This window comes from Rhodocyclus tenuis, from assembly GCF_014197755.1.
In the GTDB taxonomy this organism is placed as follows: Bacteria; Pseudomonadota; Gammaproteobacteria; order Burkholderiales; family Rhodocyclaceae; genus Rhodocyclus; species Rhodocyclus tenuis.
Map to the genome: position 1 here is coordinate 196628 of NZ_JACIGE010000002.1, position 24212 is coordinate 220839.

General features: G+C 66.6%; 13 protein-coding genes. 9 read left to right on the top strand and 4 right to left on the bottom strand.

Annotated features, from left to right (window positions below; genetic code table 11):
* Nucleotides 1-331 precede the first annotated feature (331 nt).
* The 6 genes from GGD90_RS03555 to GGD90_RS03580 all read left to right on the top strand — a co-directional run bounded on the left by GGD90_RS03555 (nucleotide 332) and on the right by GGD90_RS03580 (nucleotide 12027).
* Complete coding sequence (locus GGD90_RS03555) at nucleotides 332-733, top strand: response regulator (protein WP_184414916.1); 402 nt, start codon at nucleotides 332-334, stop codon at nucleotides 731-733.
* Nucleotides 734-776: 43 nt separating this feature from the next.
* Nucleotides 777-1139, top strand: a complete 363-nt coding sequence (locus GGD90_RS03560) for a response regulator transcription factor (protein ID WP_153115899.1) — start codon at nucleotides 777-779, stop codon at nucleotides 1137-1139.
* A 10-nt stretch (nucleotides 1140-1149) separates the two neighbouring features.
* The gene (locus GGD90_RS03565; RefSeq protein ID WP_153115900.1) at nucleotides 1150-1659 is read left to right on the top strand and encodes a chemotaxis protein CheW; all 510 of its coding nucleotides are present in this window, start codon (nucleotides 1150-1152) and stop codon (nucleotides 1657-1659) included.
* 77 nt (nucleotides 1660-1736) lie between these two features.
* A complete protein-coding gene (locus GGD90_RS03570; RefSeq protein WP_153115901.1) occupies nucleotides 1737-3926 on the top strand; it encodes a methyl-accepting chemotaxis protein in 2190 nt (729 codons plus the stop codon).
* A 28-nt stretch (nucleotides 3927-3954) separates the two neighbouring features.
* Entirely contained in the window at nucleotides 3955-9867 is a 5913-nt protein-coding gene (locus GGD90_RS03575; protein ID WP_153115902.1) for an Hpt domain-containing protein, read from the top strand.
* Nucleotides 9868-9969: 102 nt separating this feature from the next.
* A complete protein-coding gene (locus tag GGD90_RS03580; RefSeq protein ID WP_153115903.1) occupies nucleotides 9970-12027 on the top strand; it encodes a nucleoside recognition domain-containing protein in 2058 nt (685 codons plus the stop codon).
* Between the two features lie 148 nt (nucleotides 12028-12175).
* Here the strand turns inward: GGD90_RS03580 and GGD90_RS03585 are convergent, their stop codons facing one another.
* A complete protein-coding gene (locus GGD90_RS03585) occupies nucleotides 12176-14575 on the bottom strand; it encodes a bifunctional diguanylate cyclase/phosphodiesterase (RefSeq protein WP_153115904.1) in 2400 nt (799 codons plus the stop codon).
* A 526-nt stretch (nucleotides 14576-15101) separates the two neighbouring features.
* Here GGD90_RS03585 and GGD90_RS03590 point away from each other — a divergent pair.
* Complete coding sequence (locus GGD90_RS03590; RefSeq protein WP_153115905.1) at nucleotides 15102-15377, top strand: hypothetical protein; 276 nt, start codon at nucleotides 15102-15104, stop codon at nucleotides 15375-15377.
* A gap of 20 nt (nucleotides 15378-15397) precedes the next feature.
* On the opposite strand, the gene GGD90_RS03595 is transcribed toward GGD90_RS03590, so the two are convergent.
* Genes GGD90_RS03595 through GGD90_RS03605 form a run of 3 tightly spaced genes read right to left on the bottom strand, consistent with a single transcriptional unit; the run spans nucleotide 15398 to nucleotide 17676 of the window.
* On the bottom strand, nucleotides 15398-15625 hold the full coding sequence (locus tag GGD90_RS03595; protein WP_153115906.1) for a TIGR02450 family Trp-rich protein: 228 nt from the start codon (nucleotides 15623-15625) through the stop codon (nucleotides 15398-15400).
* Complete coding sequence (locus tag GGD90_RS03600) at nucleotides 15622-16140, bottom strand: acyl-CoA thioesterase (protein WP_153115907.1); 519 nt, start codon at nucleotides 16138-16140, stop codon at nucleotides 15622-15624. Before GGD90_RS03600 ends, GGD90_RS03595 begins: the two co-directional genes overlap by 4 nt.
* A gap of 60 nt (nucleotides 16141-16200) precedes the next feature.
* The gene (locus GGD90_RS03605; protein ID WP_153115908.1) at nucleotides 16201-17676 is read right to left on the bottom strand and encodes a cryptochrome/photolyase family protein; all 1476 of its coding nucleotides are present in this window, start codon (nucleotides 17674-17676) and stop codon (nucleotides 16201-16203) included.
* Nucleotides 17677-18143: 467 nt separating this feature from the next.
* On the opposite strand from GGD90_RS03605, the gene GGD90_RS03610 reads away from it, so the two are divergent.
* Both GGD90_RS03610 and GGD90_RS03615 read left to right on the top strand, forming a co-directional pair.
* Nucleotides 18144-19025, top strand: a complete 882-nt coding sequence (locus GGD90_RS03610) for a (Fe-S)-binding protein (protein ID WP_153115909.1) — start codon at nucleotides 18144-18146, stop codon at nucleotides 19023-19025.
* Between the two features lie 166 nt (nucleotides 19026-19191).
* On the top strand, nucleotides 19192-24138 hold the full coding sequence (locus tag GGD90_RS03615) for a 2-oxoacid:acceptor oxidoreductase family protein (protein ID WP_153115910.1): 4947 nt from the start codon (nucleotides 19192-19194) through the stop codon (nucleotides 24136-24138).
* Nucleotides 24139-24212 lie beyond the last annotated feature (74 nt).

The window sequence follows — 24212 nt, forward strand, 5'->3', positions numbered from 1 at the left end:
GAGGACCGCCAGACGGCGGCAGCAGGAAAGACGGGATAGCCCCGGATTCTACCGCGAAAAGCCGCAGCGGCCGGCACGGGCGCCGGCCAGCGCCGCACTTGAAGCCGCCAAGAGGCGCCCGACCGCCCGACAAGCGTGGGAAAGCACGGCAAAACCGGGGAAAAACACGAAACAGCCGGAAAAACACCAGCGTCCGGGCAGGCAAGCGCTGCGTAAAGCCGGGCAAAAGGGTATGCAAAAGGTCGTATCAGCGACCATTCCGGTATAGTATTCGGCGACAATGCGGAAGGCGCCGGCATTCGCGACGGCGTCATACCCGAATCCTTGGAGAATGGAATTGGCTGAAGCGTCGACGCTGCGCGGCGTCAAGGTCATGGTCATCGACGACAGCAACACCATCCGGCGCAGCGCGGAAATCTTCCTCGTGCAGGCCGGCTGTCAGGTGGTGCTCGCCGAGGACGGCTTCGATGCGCTGGCCAAGATCGCCGACCACCAGCCGGAAGTGATCTTCTGCGACATCATGATGCCGCGCCTCGATGGCTACCAGACCTGCGCGCTGATCAAGAAGAACCCGCGTTTCCGGGCAACGCCGGTGATCATGCTCTCGTCAAAGGACGGCCTGTTCGACCGTGCGCGCGGCCGCATGGTCGGCTCCGACCAGTATCTGACCAAGCCTTTCGCCAAGGACAGCCTCCTGCAGTGCGTCAGCGAATTCGCGCCGAAACCGGCGTAAGCCTGCGCAACCGACATTTCGTGGTGAACAAGGGAATCCGACCATGTCCATAAAGAAAATCCTCGTCGTTGACGACTCTCCGACCGAACGTCATTTCCTCGGCGAACTGCTCACCGAAGCCGGCTATCAGGTGATCACCGCCGAAAGCGGTGAAGAAGGCATCGCCAAGGCCAAGTCCGAACGGCCCGATCTGGTGCTGATGGATGTCGTCATGCCCGGCCTCAACGGCTACCAGGCAACGCGCACGCTGACGCGCGACGAACAGACCAAGAACATTCCGATCATCGTGTGCACCACCAAGGGCCAGGAAACCGACAAGATCTGGGGCCTGCGCCAGGGCGCGCTCGATTATCTGGTCAAGCCGGTCAACGGCGAGGAACTCCTCGCGCGCATCGCGGCGCTCTGATCGACGGCTCATGGCGCGCAAGATCAGCCTCCGCGAATTCCAGGAACATCTGGCGACGCGTCTCGGCGGTGGCGGCAGCGAGCGCGCCGCCAGCCTGCTCGGCTTTCAGTCCGGAAACGAGCGCTGGCTGGCGAATCTTTCCGATTCCGGCGAAATCGTCAGCCTGCCGCCGCTGACGCCGGCGCCGCTGACGCAGCCGTGGTTCGCCGGTCTGGCCAATGTCCGCGGCGTGCTCTACGCGGTCAGCGATTTCTCGGCGTTTCTCGGCGGCGAGGCGACACCGCGCAACGCGCAGTCGCGCCTGCTGCTGGTCGGCGCGCGTCACGGCGTCAACGCGGCATTGCTGGTGAACCGCCTGCTCGGCCTGCGCAACGTCGACGCGCTCACGCCGGCCCCGGCGGCCGGCGATGCGCCGGCGTGGGCCGGCGAAGAATTCACCGACAATGAAGGACAACGCTGGCGCCGGCTCGATGTCGCCCGCCTGCTCGTCGACGAACAGTTTCTCGAAATCGGCGCCTGAAGCATCGCCGAAGACATGCGCGAACTTCCCGCCCCTGGCCGATCGCACGCACAGACTCCCGCCCCCGGAGAACCGAAATGGCGTTGAAAATCAAGCTGCCTCCCTTTCTTGCAGGCAAGCAAACCCCGTCCGACACCACCATCACCGGTGCCCCACCCGCGGCCGCCCGCCCGCGCTCGAGCAAGAGCGCAGCTGCCCCGGCAGCGGCTGCCGGCAAGGGAACGGGCGTCGGTCCGCTGGGCAAGTACCCGGTCGCCCGGCAACTGCAGATCCTCGGTGGTGGCCTGCTCGCGGTGATGCTCGGCATTGCCGCCATCGTCTATCACGACAACCGCGAATCGACCTGGGGAACGGCGTACGTCGCCGCCGCCGGCGAAATGCGCATGCTTTCGCAACGCCTGGCGAAGTCGTCGAGCCTGGCGCTGCAGGGCGATCCGGTGGCCTTCCGCCAGCTGCGCGAATCGCGCGATGCCTTCGCCGATCGCCTTGAGCGGCTGACGCAAGGCGGCGAACTCAATGAGGTGAGCGTTCCGCCCTCGCCCGATTCGATCCAGCCGCAACTGCAGTCGATCGCCGGCCAGTGGGAAAAAACGGCAAAGAACGCTGCGCAACTGCTCGAAATGGAGAAGAACCTCGTCTCGCTCGGCCGCGACGTGGCGCTGATCAACAACAAGAACCCGCAACTGCTCGAACTCGCCGAGCAGGTGGCGGCGCTGAAGCTGCAGGGCGGCGCCAGCGCGCGCGAAATCGCCGCGGCCAATCAGCTGGTCATGCTGACACAGCGTATCGCCAAGAACGCCAACGCGCTGCAGGTCGGCGCGGTGATTGACCCGGAAGTCGCCTTCCTGCTCGGCAAGGACGTGAACAGCTTCCGTGACCTGCTCGCCGCGTTGCAGAAGGGTAGCGAAACGCTGCGCATCAATGCCGCCAATGAAGGCGAAACACGGCAGAAACTCGGCGAACTCGAAGCCAGCTTCAAGGAATACCAGGCGGCGGTCGGCGGCATTCTCGGCGGAATGCAGAAACTGGTGCTGGCCAAACAGGCCGGCGCGCGCATCTCGCGCGACAGCGAGGCGCTGCTCGACGGCAGCGACCAGCTCTCCAGCGCTTACCACACCAGTCTGGCCGAACGCGCGACCTACGGCTTCGCGCTCGCCGTCCTCGTCGCTCTCGCTGTCGGCGCGCTGGCGATGATGGCCAAGGTCTACCTCGACGACGCGCGGCGCAGCGCCGAAGAGGCCGAACGCAGCCGGCAGGAATCGGAAGCGCGCAACCGGCAGAACCAGGACGCCATCCTGCGCCTGATGAACGAACTCGGCGACCTCGCCGACGGCGACCTGACCGTCACCGCGACGGTGTCGGAAGACATCACCGGCGCCATCGCCGACTCGATCAACTACACCATCGAGGAACTACGCGTGCTGGTGCGGCGCATCAACGATGCCGCCGGTCGCGTCACGCAATCGACCGAAATCGCGCAGAAGACCTCGGCCGAGCTGCTCGCCGCCGCGCAGCGGCAGTCGGGCGAAATTCAGGACACCGGCCGCTCGATCCTGAGCATGGCCAACTCGATGACACAGGTGTCGGGCGAAGCCGGCCAGTCGGCGCTGGTGGCGCGGCAATCGCTGGCCGCCGCCGGCAAGGGCACGCAGGCGGTGCAGGATTCGATCAAGGGCATGAACGAAATTCGCGAGCAGATCCAGGAAACCTCGAAGCGCATCAAGCGTCTCGGCGAATCGTCACAGGAGATCGGCGAAATCGTCGAACTGATTTCCGACATTACCGAGCAGACCAACGTGCTGGCGCTAAACGCCGCCATCCAGGCCGCGTCGGCCGGCGAGGCCGGACGCGGCTTCACCGTCGTTGCCGAGGAAGTGCAGCGGCTGGCCGAACGCTCGGGCGAGGCGACCAAGCAGATCGCCGCCATCGTCAAGACGATTCAGACCGACACGCAGGACGCCGTCTCGGCGATGGAGCAGTCGACGCAGGGCGTCGTCGAGGGTGCCAAGCGCTCCGACGCCGCTGGCCAGGCGCTGGCCGAGATCGGTCAGGTGTCGCGCAATCTGGCGCAGCTGATCGACCGGATTTCAAGCGCCACCGAAGAGCAGGCGAGTTCGGCGACCGGTGTTGCCGAGAAGATGCAGGACATCCTGCACATTACCGAACAGACCACCGCCGGTACGCAGCGCACCGCGCAGGCGGTCGGCGAACTGGCCGGGCTGGCGACCGAACTGAAGGGTTCGGTCGCCGGCTTCAAGGTCGATTGAGTCGTCGCCGACCGGAGATGCGCCTGCGATGAACGCTGCCAGCGAATTCGATACCGGCCCACTCGGCTGGGTGAAGAGCGAAATCGATCACGCGCTGACGCGCGCCGGCGAGGCGCTGCAGCAGTTCGCCGACGGCGGCGACACGACGCAGCTGCGTTTCTGCCGCACCCACCTGCACCAGGTGCAGGGCGCGCTGACCATCGTCGGCCTTGACGGTCTGACGCGCTTCGCCGAGACCGCCGAGGCCTTGCTCGAAGACGCCGAAGCCGGCCGACTCGCCGCTGGCGGCAAAGAACTCACGGTTTCGCTGACGCAAGGCGCCATCGCCGCCATCGGCCAGACACTCGACGCGTTGCTCGGCGGCGCGCCGAACCAGCCGCTGCGCCTGCTGCCGCTGTATCGCGAACTGCAGGCGGCGCGCGGCAAGAGCGACGCCAGCCCGACCGACCTGTTCTTCCCCGATCTCTCGGTCCGTCTGCCGCGCCGCGGCACGGCGCTGCCGCCGATCAACGACGCGCAGCGCGCTCTGCTGCTACGCCGCGAGCGCGCGCGTTTCCAGCGCGGACTGATCAACTGGCTGCGCGCCGCGCCGGGTGGCGGTGCCGCGGCGGCTGCCGCCGCCAACGAAATGCGCGCCGCCGTCGAGCGTGTCGAGATGGTGCAGGAAGGCGCCGGCGAACGGACCTTCTGGCGCGTCACCAGCGCTTTCCTGAGCGCGCTGGCGGGCGGCGCACTGCCGCCGGGGCTCGACCTGCGCCCGCTGTGCGGCCGGCTTGACATGCAGTTGCGCCGCCAGCAGGACGGTTCGAAGAACGTCGCCGAACGGCTGCTGCGTGACGTGCTCTACTACGTCGCCATCGCCGACGGCAGCAATGCCGCCGTGCGCGAGGTGCAGAACGCCTACCAGCTGGCCGCGTTGCTGCCCGGCAGCGACGAAGTGGTGCCGGCTGAACAGGAAGCGACGCGCCGGCGCCTGCGCGATGCGGCCAATGCCGCCGAAGAATCGTGGAGCCGCCTGTGCGCCGGTGCCGCGGTGCTGCCGCTGTTCATCGAACACGCGCAGGCGCTGACTGCTGCCGCCAAGCAGCTTGGCAACACCGACTGCCGACGGCTGGCGCAATGCGTTCTCGCTGCCGCCAGCTGGCTCAGCGACGACCCGGCGCGGCAGAGCGAAGCGCTGGCGATGGAAGTGGCGACGGCGATCCTGCTGACGCAGAACGCGCAGGAACGCTACCCGCATATCGGTGCCGATTTCGCGCCGCAGGTCGACGTCATGGTGGCGCGCGTGCACGCCTGCATCGCCGGCAGCGCACCGGCGGCAAGCGCCGACGTTCCGGTGCTCGACGAGATGTCGCGGCGGGCGCAGGAAAAACTGCTCATCGCGCAGGTGGCGCGTGAGATCCAGAACAATCTCGGCCGCATCGAGCAGACGCTCGACAGCTTCTTCCGCGACCCCGGCCGCCAGGAAGAACTCGCCGAACTCGATGCGCCGCTCAAGCAGGTCGGCGGCGCGCTGTCGATGCTCGGCCACGACGACGCTGCTCAAGCCTTGCGCCAGTGCGCGGCCGACATCGCCGGCTTTGCCGGTGCGGGGCACACGCCGCTTGCCGGCGAATTCGAACGCGTTGCCGAAACGCTGTCGCTGATCGGCTTTTTCGTCGACGCGCTGGCGCAGGGCGCCAGCGATTTCGCGCGTTTCTGCCACCAGTTGCAACATCCGGCGGAAGCCGCCGCCAGCCATGAATCCGCCGAAATCGAAGACGCGCCGGCCACGCAAAGCGGCGGCAGCGTCGAAGCCGAGATCGAGCGGCAGAAACAGGCCGCGCAGGCGCTGCTCAGCGCCTATCAGGAGCAACCGGCCGACGCCAGCGTGCGCGAAGAGTTGCGGCAAAGCCTCAGCGCGCTGCAAAAGGACGCCGATCTGGTCGGCGACAGCGACCTCGGCGAGGAAGCCGCCGAAGCGCTGGCAACGCTCGACGCGCCACCGTCCGCCGCCGAGGCGGAAAGCGGGACGCCAGCCGAAGCGCTCGCCATCGCAGCGGCCGAAGCGAAGCACAGCGCGCTGGCACCGCAAGCTGCAGCGGCGCCGCCGCCATCGCCGGAAACGCTGCAGCTGTCGCAAGCCAGCAGCGAGGAAATCGACGCCGAACTGCTCGAGATCTTCCTCGAAGAAGCACGGGAAGTCCTCGCCGCCATCGCCGAGAACCGCGCCAGCATCGCCGTGCAGACGCACGATGACGAAGCGCTGATGGCGATCCGCCGCGCCTTCCACACGCTCAAGGGCAGTGGCCGCATGGTCGGCCTGCGCGAGCTGGGAGAAATCGCCTGGGCCGTCGAACAGACCCTGAACCTCTGGCTGCGTCAGGAACTGGCGGTCACACCGGCGCTGCGCGGCCTGCTCGATGACGCGCAGGCGCTGTTCGAGCTTTGGGTCGAACACCTCGCCAATCCGGGCAGCGGCGTCCCCGACGCGCGTCCGCTGGTGGCGCTGGCCGAATCCCTGCGGCCGGGCAAGGAACGCATCGACGAAGCGCTGGCGGAACACGGCGCAAGCCAGATCGCGCCACCGACGCCAGAAGCGCAGGAGATAGCCGCCGCCAACCGGGCGCCAGCGGACGAAGTCAGTGGCGGCAGGCCACCGACCGCTGCTGAAAGCGAAGCCAGCACAGCACCGCAGGGCGCGGAGGTGATCGCGCTCGACCGCGTCCGCGCTGAACGCGCCGCACGCGACGAAGATGCCGCCAACGGCGCCGCCGTGCCGGAGCCGGAATCAGCGGAGCAACAGGCCGGCGAGTCGCCGCCCGCAATCGAGTCCGGGGCTGAGCCGGCAGCGGAGACGGCCGCAGACGACGAATCCGCGCCGCTGGCAGAAGCGGAAACTGCGGCAGCAGCGCAGGCGGAGCCCGAACTGTCCGACGCGCAGTCGGTACAGTTGGCGGATGACTTCCCGATCGCCCCGGCCGACACCCAGCCTGCGGACGAAGCGTTTGCCGAGACCTTTGACGAAAAGGCAGACGACATCGTCGTCATCGACGCCGCGCCGGCAGCGGACGCGGACGCCCCAGCCGCGGCAGACAAAGCCCGTCCCGACACCTCGGGCCAGCGCATCCGCGTCTCTTCGTCGCTGTGGAACATCTTCCTCGAGGAAGCGCAGGCGCACCTTGCCACCCTGCAGAACGAATTCGCCGCCCTCGTCGCAGCACCGACTGCGCCGACCAGCGCGCCGCTGCATCGCGCCGCGCATACGCTCGGCGGCATTGCCGGCACCGTCGGCCTGCCGGCGATCAACCGCCTCGGGCTGGCGCTCGAACACGCGCTGTTGCGCCGCCAGCACGCCGCCCGACCCGAGAGCAGCGAAGCCATCGAGGTGATCCGGCAGACGATTGCCGAACTCGAGCTGATGCTCGCCACCGTCGCGCGTGACAGCGCGCCGGAAGAAGCGCCACAACTGCTGGCGGCGCTCGACATGCTCTACCCGGCGCAAGAGAAAACGCTCACCAGCGACGACAAGGCGCCGGCAGCGGCGCCGACCGACGACGAAAACGCGGCCGCAACCGGCGACGCCAGCGAGCGCGAGGCAGCGCGCGAGCCGGCCAGCGATGCGCCCTCGCCGCCTGCTGCCGGCAACGAGCCGGACGCCCGCCCGGCAGCGGACTTCCTGGAAGCGCCGCCAGCCTTGCGCGACGATTTCGACGAACAGCTGCTGCCGCTGTTCCTCGAAGAAGCCGAAGAACTCGAACACAGCATCGCCGCCGCGCTGCGCGACTGGCAGGCGATGCCGACCAACGAGGAAGCCGCCTACGCGCTGGCGCGCCTGCTGCACACGCTGAAAGGCAGCGCGCGCATGGCCGGCGCAATGACCATCGGCGAATTCACGCACGTCATCGAAACGCGCGTCGAGGCGCTGCAGTTCAGCGGCGCGGTCAACGGGGAAGCGGTCGACGAGATCGAGTCCGCCGTCGATTCGCTGGCGCAGCTGATCGACCGCCTGCGTGACGATCAGCGCGCGCCCGGCAAGCCGGCGACAGCCGCCGACAAGGCCGCCAGGGCCGCAACCGGCGAGGCGCCCGCCGCAGACCGGCGCGCCAGCGATGTCGACGACGAGGGCACCGCCTTGCGCGCCAGCCTGCGTGTGCGTTCCGATCTGGTCGACCGGCTGGTCAATGACGCCGGCGAACTGTCGATCGCGCGCACGCGCATCGAAGGCGAAATGCGCGCGCTGAAGGATTCTCTGCTCGAACTGACCGAAAGCGTGATCCGTCTGCGCCGTCAGCTGCGCGACGTCGACATCCAGGCCGAAACGCAGATGCAGTCGCGCACCGCGCAAAGCGAAGAGCGCCACGCCGGCTTCGACCCGCTCGAATTCGACCGCTTCACGCGCTTCCAGGAACTGACGCGGATGATGGCGGAGACGGTCAACGACGTCGCCACCGTGCAGCATCAGGCGCTCAAGCACGTGGACGACACCGACGCCGCGCTGCTCGCGCAGGCGCGCCTCAACCGCGACCTGCAGCAGGAACTGCTCGCGGTGCGCAAGGCGCCGTTCAGCCAGCTCGCCGACCGGCTGCACCGCATCGTGCGGCAGACGGCCAAGGAGCTCGGCAAACGCGCCAACCTCGACCTGCGCGGCGCCAGCATCGAAATCGACCGCGGTGTGCTCGACAATCTGGCCGCGCCGCTCGAACACCTGCTGCGCAATGCCGTCGCCCACGGCATCGAGGCGCCCGAACTGCGCCGCCAGCGCGGCAAGAACGAGATCGGCGAAATCACGCTGACGCTGGTGCAGGACGGCAACGAACTGCTGCTGACGCTGGCCGACGACGGCGGCGGCCTCGATTTCGCGGCAATCCGCGAACGCGGCATCGCCGCCGGCCTGCTCGCTGCCGACGAACTGACCGACGATGCCGCCAGCGACGAACTGCGGCTGGTCGAACTGATCTTCACGCCGGGCTTCTCGACCGCCGCCGAGCTGTCGCAGGTGGCCGGCCGCGGCGTCGGCCTCGACGTGGTCAAGACCGAGATCGGCCACCTCGGCGGCCGTATCGAGGTCGTTTCCAGCGCGCAGCAGGGCAGTGCCTTCCGCCTCTACGTGCCGCTGACGCTGGCGCTGACGCAGGCACTGCTGGTGCGCGCCGGCAGCGCCACCTACGCGATTCCCTCGACGATGATCGCGCAGGCGCTCGACCTCAAGGCGGCGGCACTCGAACGCATCCGCGAGGCCGGCGCCGCCGAGTGGATGGGCGCGCGTTATCCCTTCCGCGTGCTTGGCGAGCTGTTCGGCGCAGCGCCGCCGAGCATACCGGTGACGCCGCGACAGACCTGGGTGCTACTGCTCAAGAGCGGCGCGCAGCGCGTTGCCGTGCAGGTTGACGGGCTGTCGCGGGCGCAGGAAATCGTCGTCAAGAACATCGGCCCGCAGCTCTCCCGCGTCGTCGGCATCGACGGCGCCACCGTGCTCGGCGACGGCCAGATCGTGCTCATCATCAACCCGGTGGCGCTCGCCGGCCGGCCGCCGCTACTGTCGCTGAAGCCCGCCGCGCCGGCCCCCGCAGCGCAAGCGCCGAGCGCGCCGACGGTCATGGTGGTCGACGATTCGCTGACCGTGCGCAAGATCACCGGCCGCCTGCTGACGCGCGAGGGCTACCGCGTGCTCACCGCCAAGGACGGCGTCGACGCGCTCGAGCAACTGCTCGACGTCGTGCCCGCCGTACTGCTGGTCGACATCGAGATGCCGCGCATGGACGGCTTCGACTTCACGCGCAATGTGCGTGCCGACGCGCGGCTGAAGGACGTGCCGGTGGTGATGATCACCTCGCGCACCGCCGACAAGCACCGCCAGTACGCGACGAGCGTCGGCGTCGACCGCTACTTCGGCAAACCCTTCCAGGAAGAAGAGCTGCTCGCCACCGTCGCCGAGTTTGTGCGCAAGGGACATCGCTGATCGCAGCGAACGCCGCCACGCCGGCCCCGCCCGTTGCCGGCGCGCCGGCAGCAGCACGCAGGAATGCGAACGGATCGCAGTAAGTTCGGTTATCCTTCGCCCATGAGCACTGCGTCCGCCGCCACTGTCACCCGTATTCCGTTGAATGGTCCGCTGTTGCGTGGTGAACGACGCCCGCGCGTGGCGCTGGTCGGCCGCGCGCTGACCGGCAAGAGCACGATCTTCGCCGCCGCCGCCAGCCCGGCGGTACGCCACGAACACCTCGCCGGACTCGGTGGCGCCTACCAGGAGTGCATCGTCGAAGTCGGGCTCGACCAGATTTCGCTCGTTGACCTGCCGTCGATCCGCTCGCTGCTGCATCTGCCGGAAAGCGACCAGGTGGTGCTGCGCTACCTGCTCTGGGGCGACCGCTGGCCGGCGATTGCCGGGCACGAAGGCGAACAGCCGGCGACAGCATTCCCCGAACCGGACGTGCTCATCCAGGTGGTCGACGCCACCAGCCTCAAGCAGGATCTCGAACTCAGCCTCGAACTGAGTCGCCTCGGCCGGCCGCTGGTGATCGCGCTCAACCGCCTCGACGAAGCGCGCAGCAAGGGGCTGTACATCAACGTGCGCGGCCTGTCCGAGCGCCTCGGCGTGCCGGTGGTGCCGACCATCGCACACATGGGCAAGGGCATTTCGACACTGTTCAAGACCGTCGTTGCCGCCGCGCGCAGCAACAGCTGCCCCTTGCCGCAGTCGGCGAGCAAGCATCTGGGCGACAGCCTGGAGACGATCAACCGAATCATCGGCAAGCCCGAGATCGACGCCGCCTTCCGCATGCCGCGGCGACTGCTGGTGTCGCTGCTCGCCGGCAACGACGGCTATTCCTGGAACGAACTCGCGACGCATTTCCCGCAGGTGATGCCGGCACTGCTTGCCGCCCGCGACGCCGCCGACGCAGCGTTGCCGCGACCGCTGGCCGAAGAACTGCACGCCGACCGCCACCACCGCGCGGCGATGCTGTTCGAGGCGGTAACCAGCGCGCGCGCGCCCGAACACGGCGCACCGTGGCGGCGCTGGCTCGATGAAGTCTTTCTGCACCCGCGCTGGGGCCTCTTCGGCAGTCTGGCGGTTTTTGCCGTGGTGCTCTTCTTCGTCTTCGAAGTCAGCGCTGTTCTCGATTCGCTCAGCTCGGCGCGCTTGAACGAATGGGTGCAGCAGTGGCAGCCCGAGACGACCAGCGGTGTCATCGGCCGCGCCGTTGCCGACGGCCTCGTCGGCCTGGTCGGCATTGTCGTTCCCTACATGCTGCCGCTGGTGCTGCTGCTGGTCGCACTCGAAGAGTCGGGAATCATGTACCGCGTCGCTTTCGTTCTCGACCGCGGTTTCCACCGTATCGGCCTGCACGGCGGCGTTGCCGTGCCTTTCCTGATGGGGCTCGGCTGCAACGTGCCAGCGATTTCGGCGGCGGCAGCCACCTCGTCGGGGCGCGAGCGCGTGGTGGCGGCAATCCTCATCACCTTCGTTCCCTGTTCGGCGCGTTCGGCGATCATCCTCGCGCTCGGCGGCAAGTATCTCGGCGTGCTCGGCGTCTTTGTGCTGTTCCTGCTGCCGCTGCTGGTGATTGCCATCCTCGGCCGGGCGCTGGCGCACCGCTTTGCCGACGACACCCCCGGCCTGGTGCAGGAAATCCCCGCCTACCGGCTGCCGGCGTGGAACGCGCTGTGGCGCAAGACCTGGGAGCGCACCAGCGACATCGTCACCGTCGTCACGCCACTGCTCGTCGTCGGCAGCGTCGTCCTCGCGCTGCTCAGCCACTTCGGCGCCGACGCCGTGATCAATAGCGCGCTGACCCCGGTGACGCTGTGGTGGCTCGGACTGCCGGTCGTTCTCGGCGTGCCGATCCTGTTCGGCATCCTGCGCAAGGAACTGTCGCTGCTGATGATCTATCAGGCGCTCGGCACGCAGGAAATCGTGCCGCTGCTCGATTGGGTGCAGATATTCACCTTCCTCGTCTTCCTCACCTTCTACATCCCCTGCCTCTCCACCTTTGCCGTGATGCTGCGCACCCTCGGCCGGCGTGACGCGCTGTTCTCGGTGCTGCTCTCGGTGGTCGGCGCGCTGGCCCTCGCCGGGCTGGCAAGGGTGCTTGGGGAAGCACTGCGGCTTGTCGTCTGAGCGCGGATTCGCGCAAGCGCGCGTCGCGCAGATACGATACCAGCAGCTTCTCGACGGCGATGAAAAGCGCTGCGCCGGCGGTCCCGCGTTTCGGGCAACGTGTTAATCCTGACGACGGCGTGATGTCACAGGAGAAGGTGGGCAGATGTCAGCCAGATGCGATGGGCGCGCATGCCGTCGTCGCATTGCGCTCGCGCACGATCTTCTCGAAGTCCTCTGCCGAACAGGGGCGGGCAAACAGGAAGCCCTGATACTTGTCGCAGCAACGTGCCTCGAGAAAGGCGACTTGCTCGAGGGTTTCGACACCTTCGGCAACCGTGCGCAGGCCGAGCTTCCTGGCCAGCGTGATGATGGTATCGACGATCGCATCGTCATTGGCATCGATGTTGATGTCACGCACAAAAGTGCGGTCGATCTTCAGGGTGCTGACAGGGAAGAGCTTGAGCTGGCTGAGCGACGAATAGCCGGTACCAAAATCATCAATCATCAGTTGCACGCCGATAGCGGTGAGCTTGCGCATGGTCTCCAGTGCCTGATCGAGCTGCGCCATGATCGAGCTTTCGGTGATTTCCAGTTGCAGCAGCGAGGCCGGGCATTGGCTGGCACGCAGCGCCTGGACGACGGACTCGTCGAGCGATGGCGCGCTGAATTGCAATGCCGACAGGTTGACGGCAACCGGTATCTCACCCAGGCCGCTGCTTTGCCAGGCGCGCGCCTGTGCGCAGGCTTCACGCAGCACCCAGTCGCCAATCGGCACGATCAGCCCGGTTTCTTCCGCGACGGAAATGAAATGAATGGGAGCGATCAGCCCGCGTTGCGGATCCTGCCAGCGGATCAGCGCTTCGGCGGAGCTGACGTGCCCGGTCTTGGCGTCGATGATCGGCTGGTAATGGAGGCGTAACTCGCCGTGCTCAAGCGCACGGCGTAAACCAGCCTCGATCTGCAGACGGTCAAGGATGGTCTGCATCATCTCCGGCGAGAAGAAGGTCATCGCATTACCGCCCTGCTCTTTGGCGCGATACATCGCCGTGTCCGCATATTGCAGGAGTGCGTCGGCGGTGTCGCCATCGCGCGGAAAGACCGCAACACCGAGACTGGTGGTGATGGAAAGCACCTGCGACCCGACTTTCAGCGGCGCAGCCAGCGCGCGCAGGATCTTCTGCGCCACCGGTACGATATCTTCCAGTTTGGCCATGTCAGCCAGCACCACCACGAATTCGTCGCCGCCAAGGCGAGCCACCGTGTCGTCCTCGCGTATGCACTGGCTCAGACGCTTTGCCACTTCCTGCAGCAACAGATCTCCGTGATTGTGGCCAAGGCTGTCATTGACGGTTTTGAAGCGATCAAGGTCAAGCATGAGCACGCCGGCAACGCGTTGGGCATGGCCCGCATAGGCCAGCGCCTGATCGAGCCGGAGACTCAGCATGTGGCGGTTGGCAAGACCGGTGAGCGCATCTATCCGCGCCTGGCGCTCCAGCGATTCAGTGTTTCGTGCAATCTCGTGACGCTGCTGCGTCAGGGACTCGGCCATCCGGTCGATGGCCTGCATCACCTGCCCCAACTCACCGCGCGGGTACGGCTCGCCGATGGACTGGCTGTAGTCGCCATTGTCCATGCGCGAAATGGCTTGCATGATGCGATTGGTTTGCCGCCTGACCGCAAATTCGCCGAGGGCAGCAGCACCGACAAAGATGAGGACTGACAAGGTGACAATGCCGGCCAGGGTACGCTTGAACTGACCATCGACCTGGGCGTTGAGATCGGCTTCCGGGACGCTCAGCGCCAAGCTCATGCCGATATTGGGAGAGCCCAGCAGCGGGGCTTTGGCCCAGATGCGGGTCTGCTCGTCAGACCCGAGCGTCAGTGTTTGCTGGGCTGAATGCAGCATGAACTGGCGCAGTTCCGGCTCAACTTCAAGCCGCTGCGAACCAATCCCGGGGGTGTCCATGATGATGGAACCGTCGCGGTTCCAGACCTGGAAGTGCATCCTTGGATAAGGCAGCGCCTGCGCCACCGTGCGGCCATAGCTGTCCATGTCCAGCGAGGCAAGCAGCACGTAGTTGACGCCGCCTTCAGCATTCAGCACCGGGTAGGCGATCTGCAGCACGCTCTTGCCTGAGAGCCGCCCGATGGCAGGCTCGACGATGAGGCTCCGTGACGCGAGTGCGCGCTGAAAGTACTGGCGATCATTTACATTCAGGCTGCGGCCGCTGCGCAAGGAGTCGCAATGCATGTTGCCATCCGGCCTGAGCGTCAGGATGCCGGTGTACTGCGGGTGCTCTTTCAGTACGTCAGCCAGAAATGCCGAACAGGCGAGCTTGTCATTGCCGCCGAGGACAGGCACACGAGCCAGGCCGAACAGCAACTGAGCGGTGCCGGCAATCTTGTCGTCAAGCTCGACGGCGATGGTTTCCGCCCGCACCAGCAGCTGCGTCCGGGCCTGAACCACCGTTGCCGTGCGGTTCTCCAGCAGCAGCAGGAACATGGCCAGCACCGGCAGCATCGAGGCCACCAGTACCAGCAGGAGAATGCGGGCGCGCAGGCTCAAATCGTCATCCCGGCTGAAAGTCGAGCTTCATGGCTGATCCTGATGATCAGGCACGCCGGTGCAGCAGCAGCGATGGTGCCCCCGTGATTTCATCGCTCAGTCGGCGCTGAAAGGTTAGCAGAAATATTGATAAGCCACTGTTTCTTTGAAAAATAGCCAGCACCACCCGGTATTTTTCCTGCAGGCTCGTCTGGAGTTGAAGCCAGCGACCGCGTGCCCGGCTAGGGCCTGTTTTCTCGCGCCACCAAAACCGGCCCGGGATGCGCTCGCCAGTGCACGGAAAGGACAGGAGCGCCTCGCCGGACAGTCGCTGCTGACCTTCGTTGCGCTCGATAGCGTGTGCATGTGCCACTGAGGAGTCATGGAGATTCCTCGCCGCTGATCGCGCACGACAACCCTGGCACCGCAGTTACGCGCAAGCCGGGCCTGCGCCGCCCGCGTGGTATATATCTCCCTGCCCGTCTCTGCCAATCCGAGGTGCCACGTGATAAAACGCGAATCGAGCTGCCCGCTGTGCGGGGCAACCATGACCCCGAACAACATCATCGACGCTTGCAACGAGCTGGTGGATGCCGATCTCGGCGTGCTCGGCGCACGCTGTCCGCACTGTCAGGGATATTTTGAAATCCAGCCGGAAAACGGCCAGCTCAAGCTCGGCTATTGCGCCGGCAAAGCCACCGCGAGCTTCGAGGTGGCGCACTCGCTCACTTTCGCGGGCCTTGAAGTCGTCCGCCAGGAAAGCCCGCCGGCCCTGCTGCTCAGCGCCGGCGAGTTGCGCTGGCAGTTCGAGGAACAGGCTTAGCGCTCGCGCGTCCGGCCCGGTTACAGCCAGCCCTGCCGCCAGCGCGTCTCGTCGCACAACTCGCGCCACGGCATGATCCGGCTGCGCCGCGAATGAACAGCTTCCAGCTCAATTTCTTCAAGCGGCGCTGCCGGGTCTGCCGGCTCGACCAGGCGCGTGACGATGAAGTGCTTTTCCTTGTACTGCGGCGCCACTGCCGTCCATTTGCTGAGCAGCAGTTTGCGCGGGTTCAGCCGAACCGGGCTCAAGCGTTCTGCGCCAGATAGTGCGCCTTGACGGCCTTGATGCGCTGCTCGAATTCCTGGCGCAGCTCGCGGCGGATCTTGGCCGAATCGAAACGCCGCTGCTCTTCGGCGTTGGCCGGATGAAAGGGCGGCACGGCGCAGGGCTTGCCGTCGTCGTCGACGGCGACCATGGTGAAAAAGCAGCTGTTGGCGTGGCGCAGCTCCTGCGTGCGGATGTTCTCGGCGATGACCTTGATGCCGACTTCCATCGAGGTCTTGCCGGCGTAATTGACCGAGGCGAGGAAAGTCACCATCTCGCCGACGTGGATCGGCCGGCGGAACATCACCTGATCGACCGACAGCGTCACCACGTACTTGCCGGCGTAGCGGCTGGCGCAGGCGTAGGCCATCTGGTCGAGCAGCTTCAAGATGATGCCGCCGTGCACGTTGCCGGAAAAGTTGGCCATGTCCGGCGTCATCAACAGCGTCATCGTCATCTGCCGCGTGGGCGTGGCGTTCGCAAGGCCGGGGGTCGTCATGTTCGCAAGGGAGTCCGGAAAAATTGAGGAAAGGGGGCTGGGCCGAAAAGCACGCGCATTCTATCGCTTGTCATCGGCATCCTTGACGACGCCGTAGCGCGCCAGCGTGCGCGTGCGCGCCGCGGCGTGGTCGACCAGCGGCGGCGGGTAGTCGCGACCGATGAGCACGCCGCAGGCCGATTGCTCGGCCACGCTCATGCACCACGGCGCGTGGATGTGGCGATCGGGAACGTTCTGCAGCTCGGGGACGTAGCGGCGAATGAAGCGGCCCTGCGGGTCGAAGCGTTCCGACTGCGTCACCGGGTTGAAGATGCGGAACCACGGCTGCGCGTCGCAGCCGGTCGACGCCGACCACTGCCAGCCGCCGTTGTTGGCGGCGAGGTCGAAGTCGTTGAGCTGCGCGGCGAAGAATTCCTCGCCGCGCCGCCAGTCGATGCCGAGGTCCTTGCACAGGAAAGACGCGGCGACCATGCGCAGGCGGTTGTGCATGTAGCCGCTGTACGCCAGCTGGCGCATCGCCGCGTCGACCAGCGGATAGCCGGTGCGCCCGGCGCACCACGCGGAAAAATCGGCGTCGGCACGCGCGCTGCTCTCCCATTCGACGCGCTCGAACTCGCGCTTGAAAGCATGGCCGACGACGTGCGGAAACTGGTCGAGGATCATGAAATAGAAATCGCGCCAGACGAGTTCGCTGAGCCACACCTGCGCACCGGCCGCGGCATCGCCGCCCTGCCGCACCTGCGCCTGCGCCAGCGCCACCAGTTGCCGGATCGAGACCGTGCCGAAACGCAGATGCACCGACAGGTAGGAAACACCGCGCAAGGCCGGGTAGTCGCGCTGCTCGTGGTAGCGGCCAAGACGGCCGCGGAAGTCGTCGAGCAGCGCGCGCGCGCCGCTCATTCCGGGAACGATGGCGAGCCGGTCGAGCCCGGTCGGCACGAAGCCGAGCGCCGCCAGCGTCGGCAGCCCGGCCAGCGCCGCCGGTGGCGCCTGCAGAGCGCCCTTGCCGGCGCCACCGGCGGCAGCATCGGCCGGCGCCAGATCGTCGCCGCCGAGCCGCTTCAGCCAGGCGTTACGGTAGGGCGTGAACACCGTGTACGGGCGACCGGCCTGCGTCAGTACCTCGGCGCCGTCGAAGATCACCTGATCCTTGAAACTCTCGAAACCGATCCCGTAGGCGGCGAGCGCTGCCGCCACCTGCGCATCGCGCGCCTTCGCCGACGGCTCGTAATCGCGGTTGGCGAACACCGCGTCGACACCGAGCTGGCGCCCCAGCCGTGGAATCTCGTCACCGGCGCGGCCGTGAGCGACGATCAGGCCGCCGCCGCGCGCCAGCAGCGCAGCGTCGAGCTCGCCGACGCTGCGGTGGATGAAATCAACGCGGCGATCGGCCGGGGACGGCAGCGCGTCGAGGATGTCGCGATCGAAAATGAAGACGCAATGCACGCGGCGGCCGCGGCGCAGCGCTTCGGCGAGAGCGGCGTTGTCGTCGTCGCGCAGGTCGCGACGAAACCAGACGAGGATGGAATCGAGCATTTTCATGAGTCGGCAGTGACGAAAGCTGTGCCCGCTGGGCGGCTTGACGGCCATTATCGGCGAAGGATGCGTGAACGCAGCGGCAAAGCGTCGCTATCGTCGCGCAGGCGGCAGCGAACGGCGCACAAAACCTGACTAAAAGAACGGGTTGTTGCATTGCGGCGAAGTTTCTATAATGCACGCCTCACGAACGTGCGCGACTTACCGAAGTCGCTCGCGTCTCAACCTCGGGAAGCAGTAAGCCGCCTCCCGCCATGCAGGCCGGACAAGACCTCCGGCCGCGCCGTGACCGGCCTCGCGGCCCGTGCCCTCAAGGCAGCGGACGCTGAGCCCGGGCCCAGATCGCGAATTGACTGTCTCTTGCTGCGCCGCAACAGTGGCGCGGCTGTCCTGTCTTTCGCGACCGTGTCACTCGTGCAACGAGCAACATGAGCCCCAGGCCGACAGCGGCAGGGGCGGAGCGCGCAATGGAATCTTTATCGACATTGGCAATCGCTGGCGTGTTCATGGCCGGGCTGGGCGTTTTCCTGGCGGCCATGCTGGCGGCCGCCAATCGTAAACTCTACGTCTGGGAAGACCCGCGCATCGGCGAGGTCGAAGAACTGCTGCCGAAATCGAATTGCGGCGCCTGCGGTCAGGCCGGCTGCCGCGATTTCGCCGAGAAGGTCGTCAACGGCGACGTCGTTCCGGCGCAGTGCACGGTCAGCTCGCCCGAGCAGCGCGCCGAAATCGCCAGCACGCTCGGCGTCGACGCCGGCAGCATCGCCAGGAAGATCGCCCGCCTGGCCTGTGGCGGCGGCCGTCACGTTGCCTTTCTGCGTGCGCGCTACGCCGGTCTGGAAACCTGCCGCGCGGCAACGGTCGTCGGCGGCGGCGGCAAGGAATGCGCGTGGGGCTGTCTCGGCCTCGGCGATTGCGTCAGCGTCTGCAAGTTCGGCGCGCTCTCGCTCGACAGTCACGGCCTGCCCGTCGTCGATCCCGAAAAATGCACCGCCTGCAATGACTGTGTCGAAGTCTGCCCGAAGGGCCTGTTCTCGCTCGAACTGATCAGCAGCAAGCTGTGGGTCGCGTGCAAGAACCAGGCCGACGGCGATACTGCCGAAGCCGCCTGCGAAGTGGCGTGCACGGCCTGCGGCAAGTGCGTCGCCGACGCCGCGCCCGAGCTGATCCGCGTGGACCGCAATCTGGCGGTGATCGAGCCGGCGCTGATCGACAAGGCCGAGCGCAGCGTGATCGACCGCTGCTCGACCGGCGCCATCGTCTGGTTCGAAACGCCTGATCGGCCAGTCAAGGGCAAGTCGGCGCACAAGGTCCTGCGCAACGAGCCGCTGCCGCTGCTCGAATCCTGAGACAGGACGCCCGATGCTGACACCCGCCATCCCCGCCACGGCCCACCAGCGCCATGGCGCCCCTCTGCAGAACATCCGCGGCAGCGCACGCACGCCTGCGCTGCCGCCCACGACGCCCGCTGAACGGCGCGTCGACCAACGAATTCATTGATCCGGAGCATCTGCCATGCTGAAGAAACTGTTTCATTTCTCGCTGCTTGAAAGCGGTACTGCCAGCGCTAAGGAAGGCCAGACCGTGAAGTACCCCGGCGTGCGCGACGCCGTGGACGGCAACACCGCCGTCATCCACGTCGAACGCGAAGCGTCCGACGCCGCCGGCGCCTACCCGATCACGCCGTCGACGCAGATGGGCGAGTACTGGGCCGAGGAAGTCGCCGCCGGCCACCTCAACATCTCCGACCGGCCGCTGATCTTCATCGAGCCTGAATCCGAACACGCCGCCGCCGGCGTCACCGCCGGCATGGCAATGACCGGCCTGCGCGCCGTCAACTTCTCGTCGGCACAGGGCGTCGCATTCATGCACGAGTCGCTTTACGGCGCCGTCGGCAAGCGTCTGCCCTACGTGCTCAACATGGGCTGCCGCGCCATCACCAAGGCCAGTCTGAACGTGCACTGCAGCCACGACGACTACCACTGCGTCGACGACACCGGCTTCATCCAGGTGATGGCCAAGAATGCGCAGGAAGCCGCCGACCTCAACCTGATCGCACGCAAGACCGCCGAGCTGTCGCTGACGCCGGCGATCATCGGCCAGGACGGCTTCCTGACGACGCACCTGATCGAATCGGCACGCCTGCCCGAGCGCGAACTCGTCGCCGAATTCCTCGGCCGCCCGGACGATCTGATCGACTCGCCGACGCCGGCGCAGCAGATGATCTACGGTCCGAAGCGCCGCCGCGTACCGGCGATCTGGGACGTTGACACGCCGATGGTTTCGGGTGTCGTGCAGAACCAGGACGCCTACATGCAGGCCGTCGCCGCGCAGCGCCCCTACTTCTTCGCGCACATCTCCGACCTCTCCGAAAAGTGCATGGCCGAGTTCGCCGAACTCACCGGTCGTCGCTACAACCGCGTGTCGACCTACGCCGCCGCTGACGCCGACTACCTGATCGTCGGCATGGGCTCGATGATCGTCCAGGCCGAAGCCGTCGCCGACTACCTGCGCGCGACGCGCGGTCTCAAGGTCGGCGTGGTCAACATCACCATGTTCCGCCCCTTCCCCGGCGACCTGCTCGGCCACGTGCTGCGCGGCAAGAAGGGCGTCGCCGTGCTCGAGCGTACCGACCAGCCGCTCTCCGAAGACCTGCCGCTGATGCGCGAAGTGCGCGCCACCGTGATCAAGTGCGTCGAAAACGGCATGAGCCCGAACAACCCGGTCTATGCCGATTACGCCTGCTACAGCCAGGGCGAAATGCCGCGTCTGTACTCGGGCTGCTACGGCCTCGGCTCGCGCGACATGCAGCCGGAAGCGATCGTCGGCGCCATCGAGAACATGCTGCCGGACGGCGCGCAGCGCAAGTTCTACTACCTCTCGGTCGACTTCCAGCGCGAAGCGCTCAACCCGAAGGACGAAATCCACCAGCAGGAAATCATCGCCGCTTACCCGCGCATCAAGGAACTGTCGGTGCGTGGTTCGGAAAACCCGAACCTGCTGCCGAAGGGCGCGATCACCGTGCGCATGCACTCGATCGGCGGCTGGGGCGCCATCACCACCGGCAAGAACCTCGCCGTGACGCTGTTCGAACTGCTCGGCTATGACATCAAGGCGAACCCGAAGTACGGCTCCGAAAAGAAGGGCCAGCCGACCACCTACTACCTGTCGGCTGCGCCGGAACCGATCCGCGTGAACAGCGAATACCTGTTCGTTGACGTCGTCCTCTCGCCCGACCCGGCGGTGTTCGGCCACAGCAACCCGCTCTCCGGCCTGAAGAAGGGCGGCGTCTTCATCATCCAGTCGAGCCTCGGCGCCGAAACCTGGGCGCACTTCCCGCTGTGGGCGCAGAAGCAGATCGTCGACCAGGAAATCCGCGTCTTCTATCTCGATGCCTTCCAGATCGCCCGCGACGAAGCCGGCAGCCCCGAACTGCAACTGCGCATGCAGGGCAACGCCTTCCAGGGCGCCTTCTTCGCCGCCAGCCCGGTGATGCAGAATGCCAACCTGAGCGAACCGGCGCTGTTCAAGGCCATCGAGGACCAGCTGCAGGCCAAGTTCGGCGGCAAGGGCAAGAGCGTCGTCACCAACAACCTGCGCGTCGTCGAACGCGGCTTCCGCGAACTGAGCGAAATCACCGACAAGGTCGTCGGCGTCACGCGCAAGGGCGGCGCACCGAAGAGCAGCGGCCTGCCGACGCTGGTGCAACTGCAGCCGCAGGCCGACGGCAAGCTGTTCGACATCCAGCGCTTCTGGGAACAGACCGGCCACTTCTACGCCACCGGTCACGGTTCGGACAACCTCGTCGATCCGTTCATCGGCATGTCGATGATGCCGGCAGCGACGGGCATCTTCCGCGACATGACCGGCATCCGCTTCGAGCAGCCGGAATGGATCGCCGAGAACTGCACCGCCTGCGGCAAGTGCTACACGCAGTGCCCGGACAGCGCCATCCCCGGCCTCGTATCCACGGTCGGCGACGTTTTCGCGACGGCGATCAACCGCATCGAAAAGGGCGGTCAGCCGACGCGCTTCCTGCGCCGTGCGTCGCGCACGCTGGAAAAGAAGCTGCGCGAACAGATCAGCGCTGACGGCGCCAACGTCGCCGCGGCGCTGGCCAGCGCCATCGCCTCGACGCTGGCCGAAACGCCCGAAGCCGAACGCGAGAAGACCGCAGAGGAGCTCGGCTGGCTGAACGCGCAGATCGGCGACTTCCGCGTCGCCGCGACCAAGCCTTACTGGTCGCAACTGGAAAAGAAGGCCAAGGGCAGCGGCGGCCTCTTCTCGATCACCGTCAATCCCTACACCTGCAAGGCCTGTGGCCTGTGCGTCGCGGTCTGCGAGGACGACGCGCTGAAGATGACGCCGCAAACCGACGAGACGGTCGCCAAGATGAAGCGCGACTGGAACCTGTGGATGGATCTGCCGACGACGCCGGCGCAGTTCTCGCGCATCGACAGCCTCGACGAGAAGATCGGCGCGCTCGACACGCTGCTGCTTGACAAGCACAACTACAACTCGATGAGCTGCGGCGACGGCGCCTGCCTCGGCTGCGGCGAAAAGACGGCGATCCACCTGTTCACCTCGACGGTGACGGCGCTGATGCAGCCGCGCGTGAAGGCCTTCGTGGCGCGCATCGACGACCTCATCGCCCGCCTCGAGAAGCACCTGCGCATGCGCCTGACCGAGTCGATCGACATCGGCGACACGGCGGCAATGGTGGCGGCGGTCGACGCCGCACGCGACCGCGACCTGACGCTGGCCGAACTGTCGGCCAAGGTGATGGCCGACAAGCCCTCGCGTCCGCTCGACCCGCAGTGGGTGCGCGCCACCGCGCAGCTGCTCGAAAAGCTGAAGGACCTGAAGTGGCGCTACGTCGAAGGCCCGAGCAAGAATGGCCGCGCCGAGATGGGCATGGTCAATTCGACCGGCTGCACCTCGGTGTGGGCGGCAACCTACCCCTACCACCCCTACCCCTTCCCGTGGACCTCGCATCTCTTCCAGGACTCGCCTTCGGTGGCGATGGGCCTGTTCGAAGGGCACATGGCGAAGATGGCCGAAGGCTTCAAGGCGGTGCGCATGGCCGAACTCGAACTGGCCGGCGAATACTCGCAGGAGAAGCACGAAGACTTCTTCCGCCGCTTTGCCTGGGAACAGTTCAGCGAAGAGGAATGGCACCTCTGCCCGCCGGTGGTCAGCGTCGGTGGTGACGGCGCGATGTACGACATCGGCTTCCAGAACCTGTCGCGCGCACTGATGTCGGGCATGCCGATCAAGGTGCTGGTGGTCGATACGCAGGTGTACTCCAACACCGGCGGCCAGGCCTGCACCTCGGGCTTCATCAGCCAGGTATCGGACATGGCCCCGTACGGCGCCGCCGGCAAGGGCAAGCGCGAAGCGCGCAAGGAAATCTCGCTGATCGGCATGGCACACCGCACCGCCTACGTGATGCAGAGCACCGTCGCCAACGTCACGCACCTGCTCGAAGGCTTCATCGACGGTCTGAACAGCCGCCGTCCGGCGCTGTTCAACATCTACGCCGTCTGCCCGCCGGAACACGGCGTCGGCGACGACCGCACGACGGCGCAGAGCAAGCTCGCCGTCGAAGGCCGCGCCTATCCGCTGTTCAAGTTCGACCCGGATGCCGGCACCACCTTCAGCGAGTGCGTCAGCCTCGAAGGCAACCCGTCGCTCGATACCGACTGGCCGACCTACACGCTGCGCTACCGCGATCCGAAGGGCAACGAGCAGTCGCTGACGCTGCCGATGACCTTTGCCGACTTCGCCGCGACCGAAGCGCGCTTTGCCAAGCAGTTCAAGCGCGCGCCGGCCGAGACGTGGAACGCCGACATGATCCCGCTCGCCGACTTCCTGCAGATGGACGCCGACGAGCGCGACGGCAAGTTCCCGTACATCTGGGCGGTCGACCGCAAGAACCAGCTGTCGCGTCTGCTCGTTTCGCAGGAACTGGTGCTGGCCAGCGAGGAACGCCTGCAGTTCTGGCATCAGCTGAAGGATGTGGCGGCAGTGCGGCCGCAACCGGAGAACCCCGAAGTCGTTGCCGAACGCATTCGTGCCGAACTGATCCAGCGCGTCACCGCCAGCCTTGGCGGCGCCGTGACAGCGGCGCCCGCCGCTGCCGTCGCGGTCGCTGCTGCCGCCGACGCTGCCGCACCGGCCCCGGCTGCCGCAGCGCCGGCGACAGCGGGCGGGCACGACGCGGTGTGGGTCGAAAGTCCCGAGTGCACGGCCTGCGACGAGTGCATGAACATCGCACCGAAGGTCTTCGACTACAACGATGAAAAGCAGGCAATCGTCATCGACGCCAAGGGCGCCAAGTTCGGGGACATCGTCAAGGCTGCCGAGAAGTGCACCGCCAGCTGCATCCATCCGGGAACGCCGTGGAACATGGCCGAGCCGGGTGTCCAGAAGCTGATCGCACGCGCCGCGAAGTTCAACTGATCGGAAGCGCTGCGCGACGCGCCAGGTGAAAGGGAGGGTGCCAGCGGCACCGCTCCCTTTTGCCTGCGCGGTGC

Excerpts from the sequence above, each read along its gene's own strand:
- GGD90_RS03575 (WP_153115902.1), top strand. The coding sequence starts at position 3,955 with ATGAACGCTGCCAGCGAATTCGATACCGGCCCACTCGGCTGGGTGAAG.
- GGD90_RS03580 (WP_153115903.1), top strand. The coding sequence starts at position 9,970 with ATGAGCACTGCGTCCGCCGCCACTGTCACCCGTATTCCGTTGAATGGT.
- GGD90_RS03560 (WP_153115899.1), top strand. The coding sequence starts at position 777 with ATGTCCATAAAGAAAATCCTCGTCGTTGACGACTCTCCGACCGAACGT.
- GGD90_RS03605 (WP_153115908.1), bottom strand. The coding sequence starts at position 17,676 with ATGCTCGATTCCATCCTCGTCTGGTTTCGTCGCGACCTGCGCGACGAC.
- GGD90_RS03565 (WP_153115900.1), top strand. The coding sequence starts at position 1,150 with ATGGCGCGCAAGATCAGCCTCCGCGAATTCCAGGAACATCTGGCGACG.
- GGD90_RS03600 (WP_153115907.1), bottom strand. The coding sequence starts at position 16,140 with ATGACGACCCCCGGCCTTGCGAACGCCACGCCCACGCGGCAGATGACG.
- GGD90_RS03590 (WP_153115905.1), top strand. The coding sequence starts at position 15,102 with ATGACCCCGAACAACATCATCGACGCTTGCAACGAGCTGGTGGATGCC.
- GGD90_RS03615 (WP_153115910.1), top strand. The coding sequence starts at position 19,192 with ATGCTGAAGAAACTGTTTCATTTCTCGCTGCTTGAAAGCGGTACTGCC.
- GGD90_RS03555 (WP_184414916.1), top strand. The coding sequence starts at position 332 with ATGGAATTGGCTGAAGCGTCGACGCTGCGCGGCGTCAAGGTCATGGTC.
- GGD90_RS03610 (WP_153115909.1), top strand. The coding sequence starts at position 18,144 with ATGGAATCTTTATCGACATTGGCAATCGCTGGCGTGTTCATGGCCGGG.
- GGD90_RS03570 (WP_153115901.1), top strand. The coding sequence starts at position 1,737 with ATGGCGTTGAAAATCAAGCTGCCTCCCTTTCTTGCAGGCAAGCAAACC.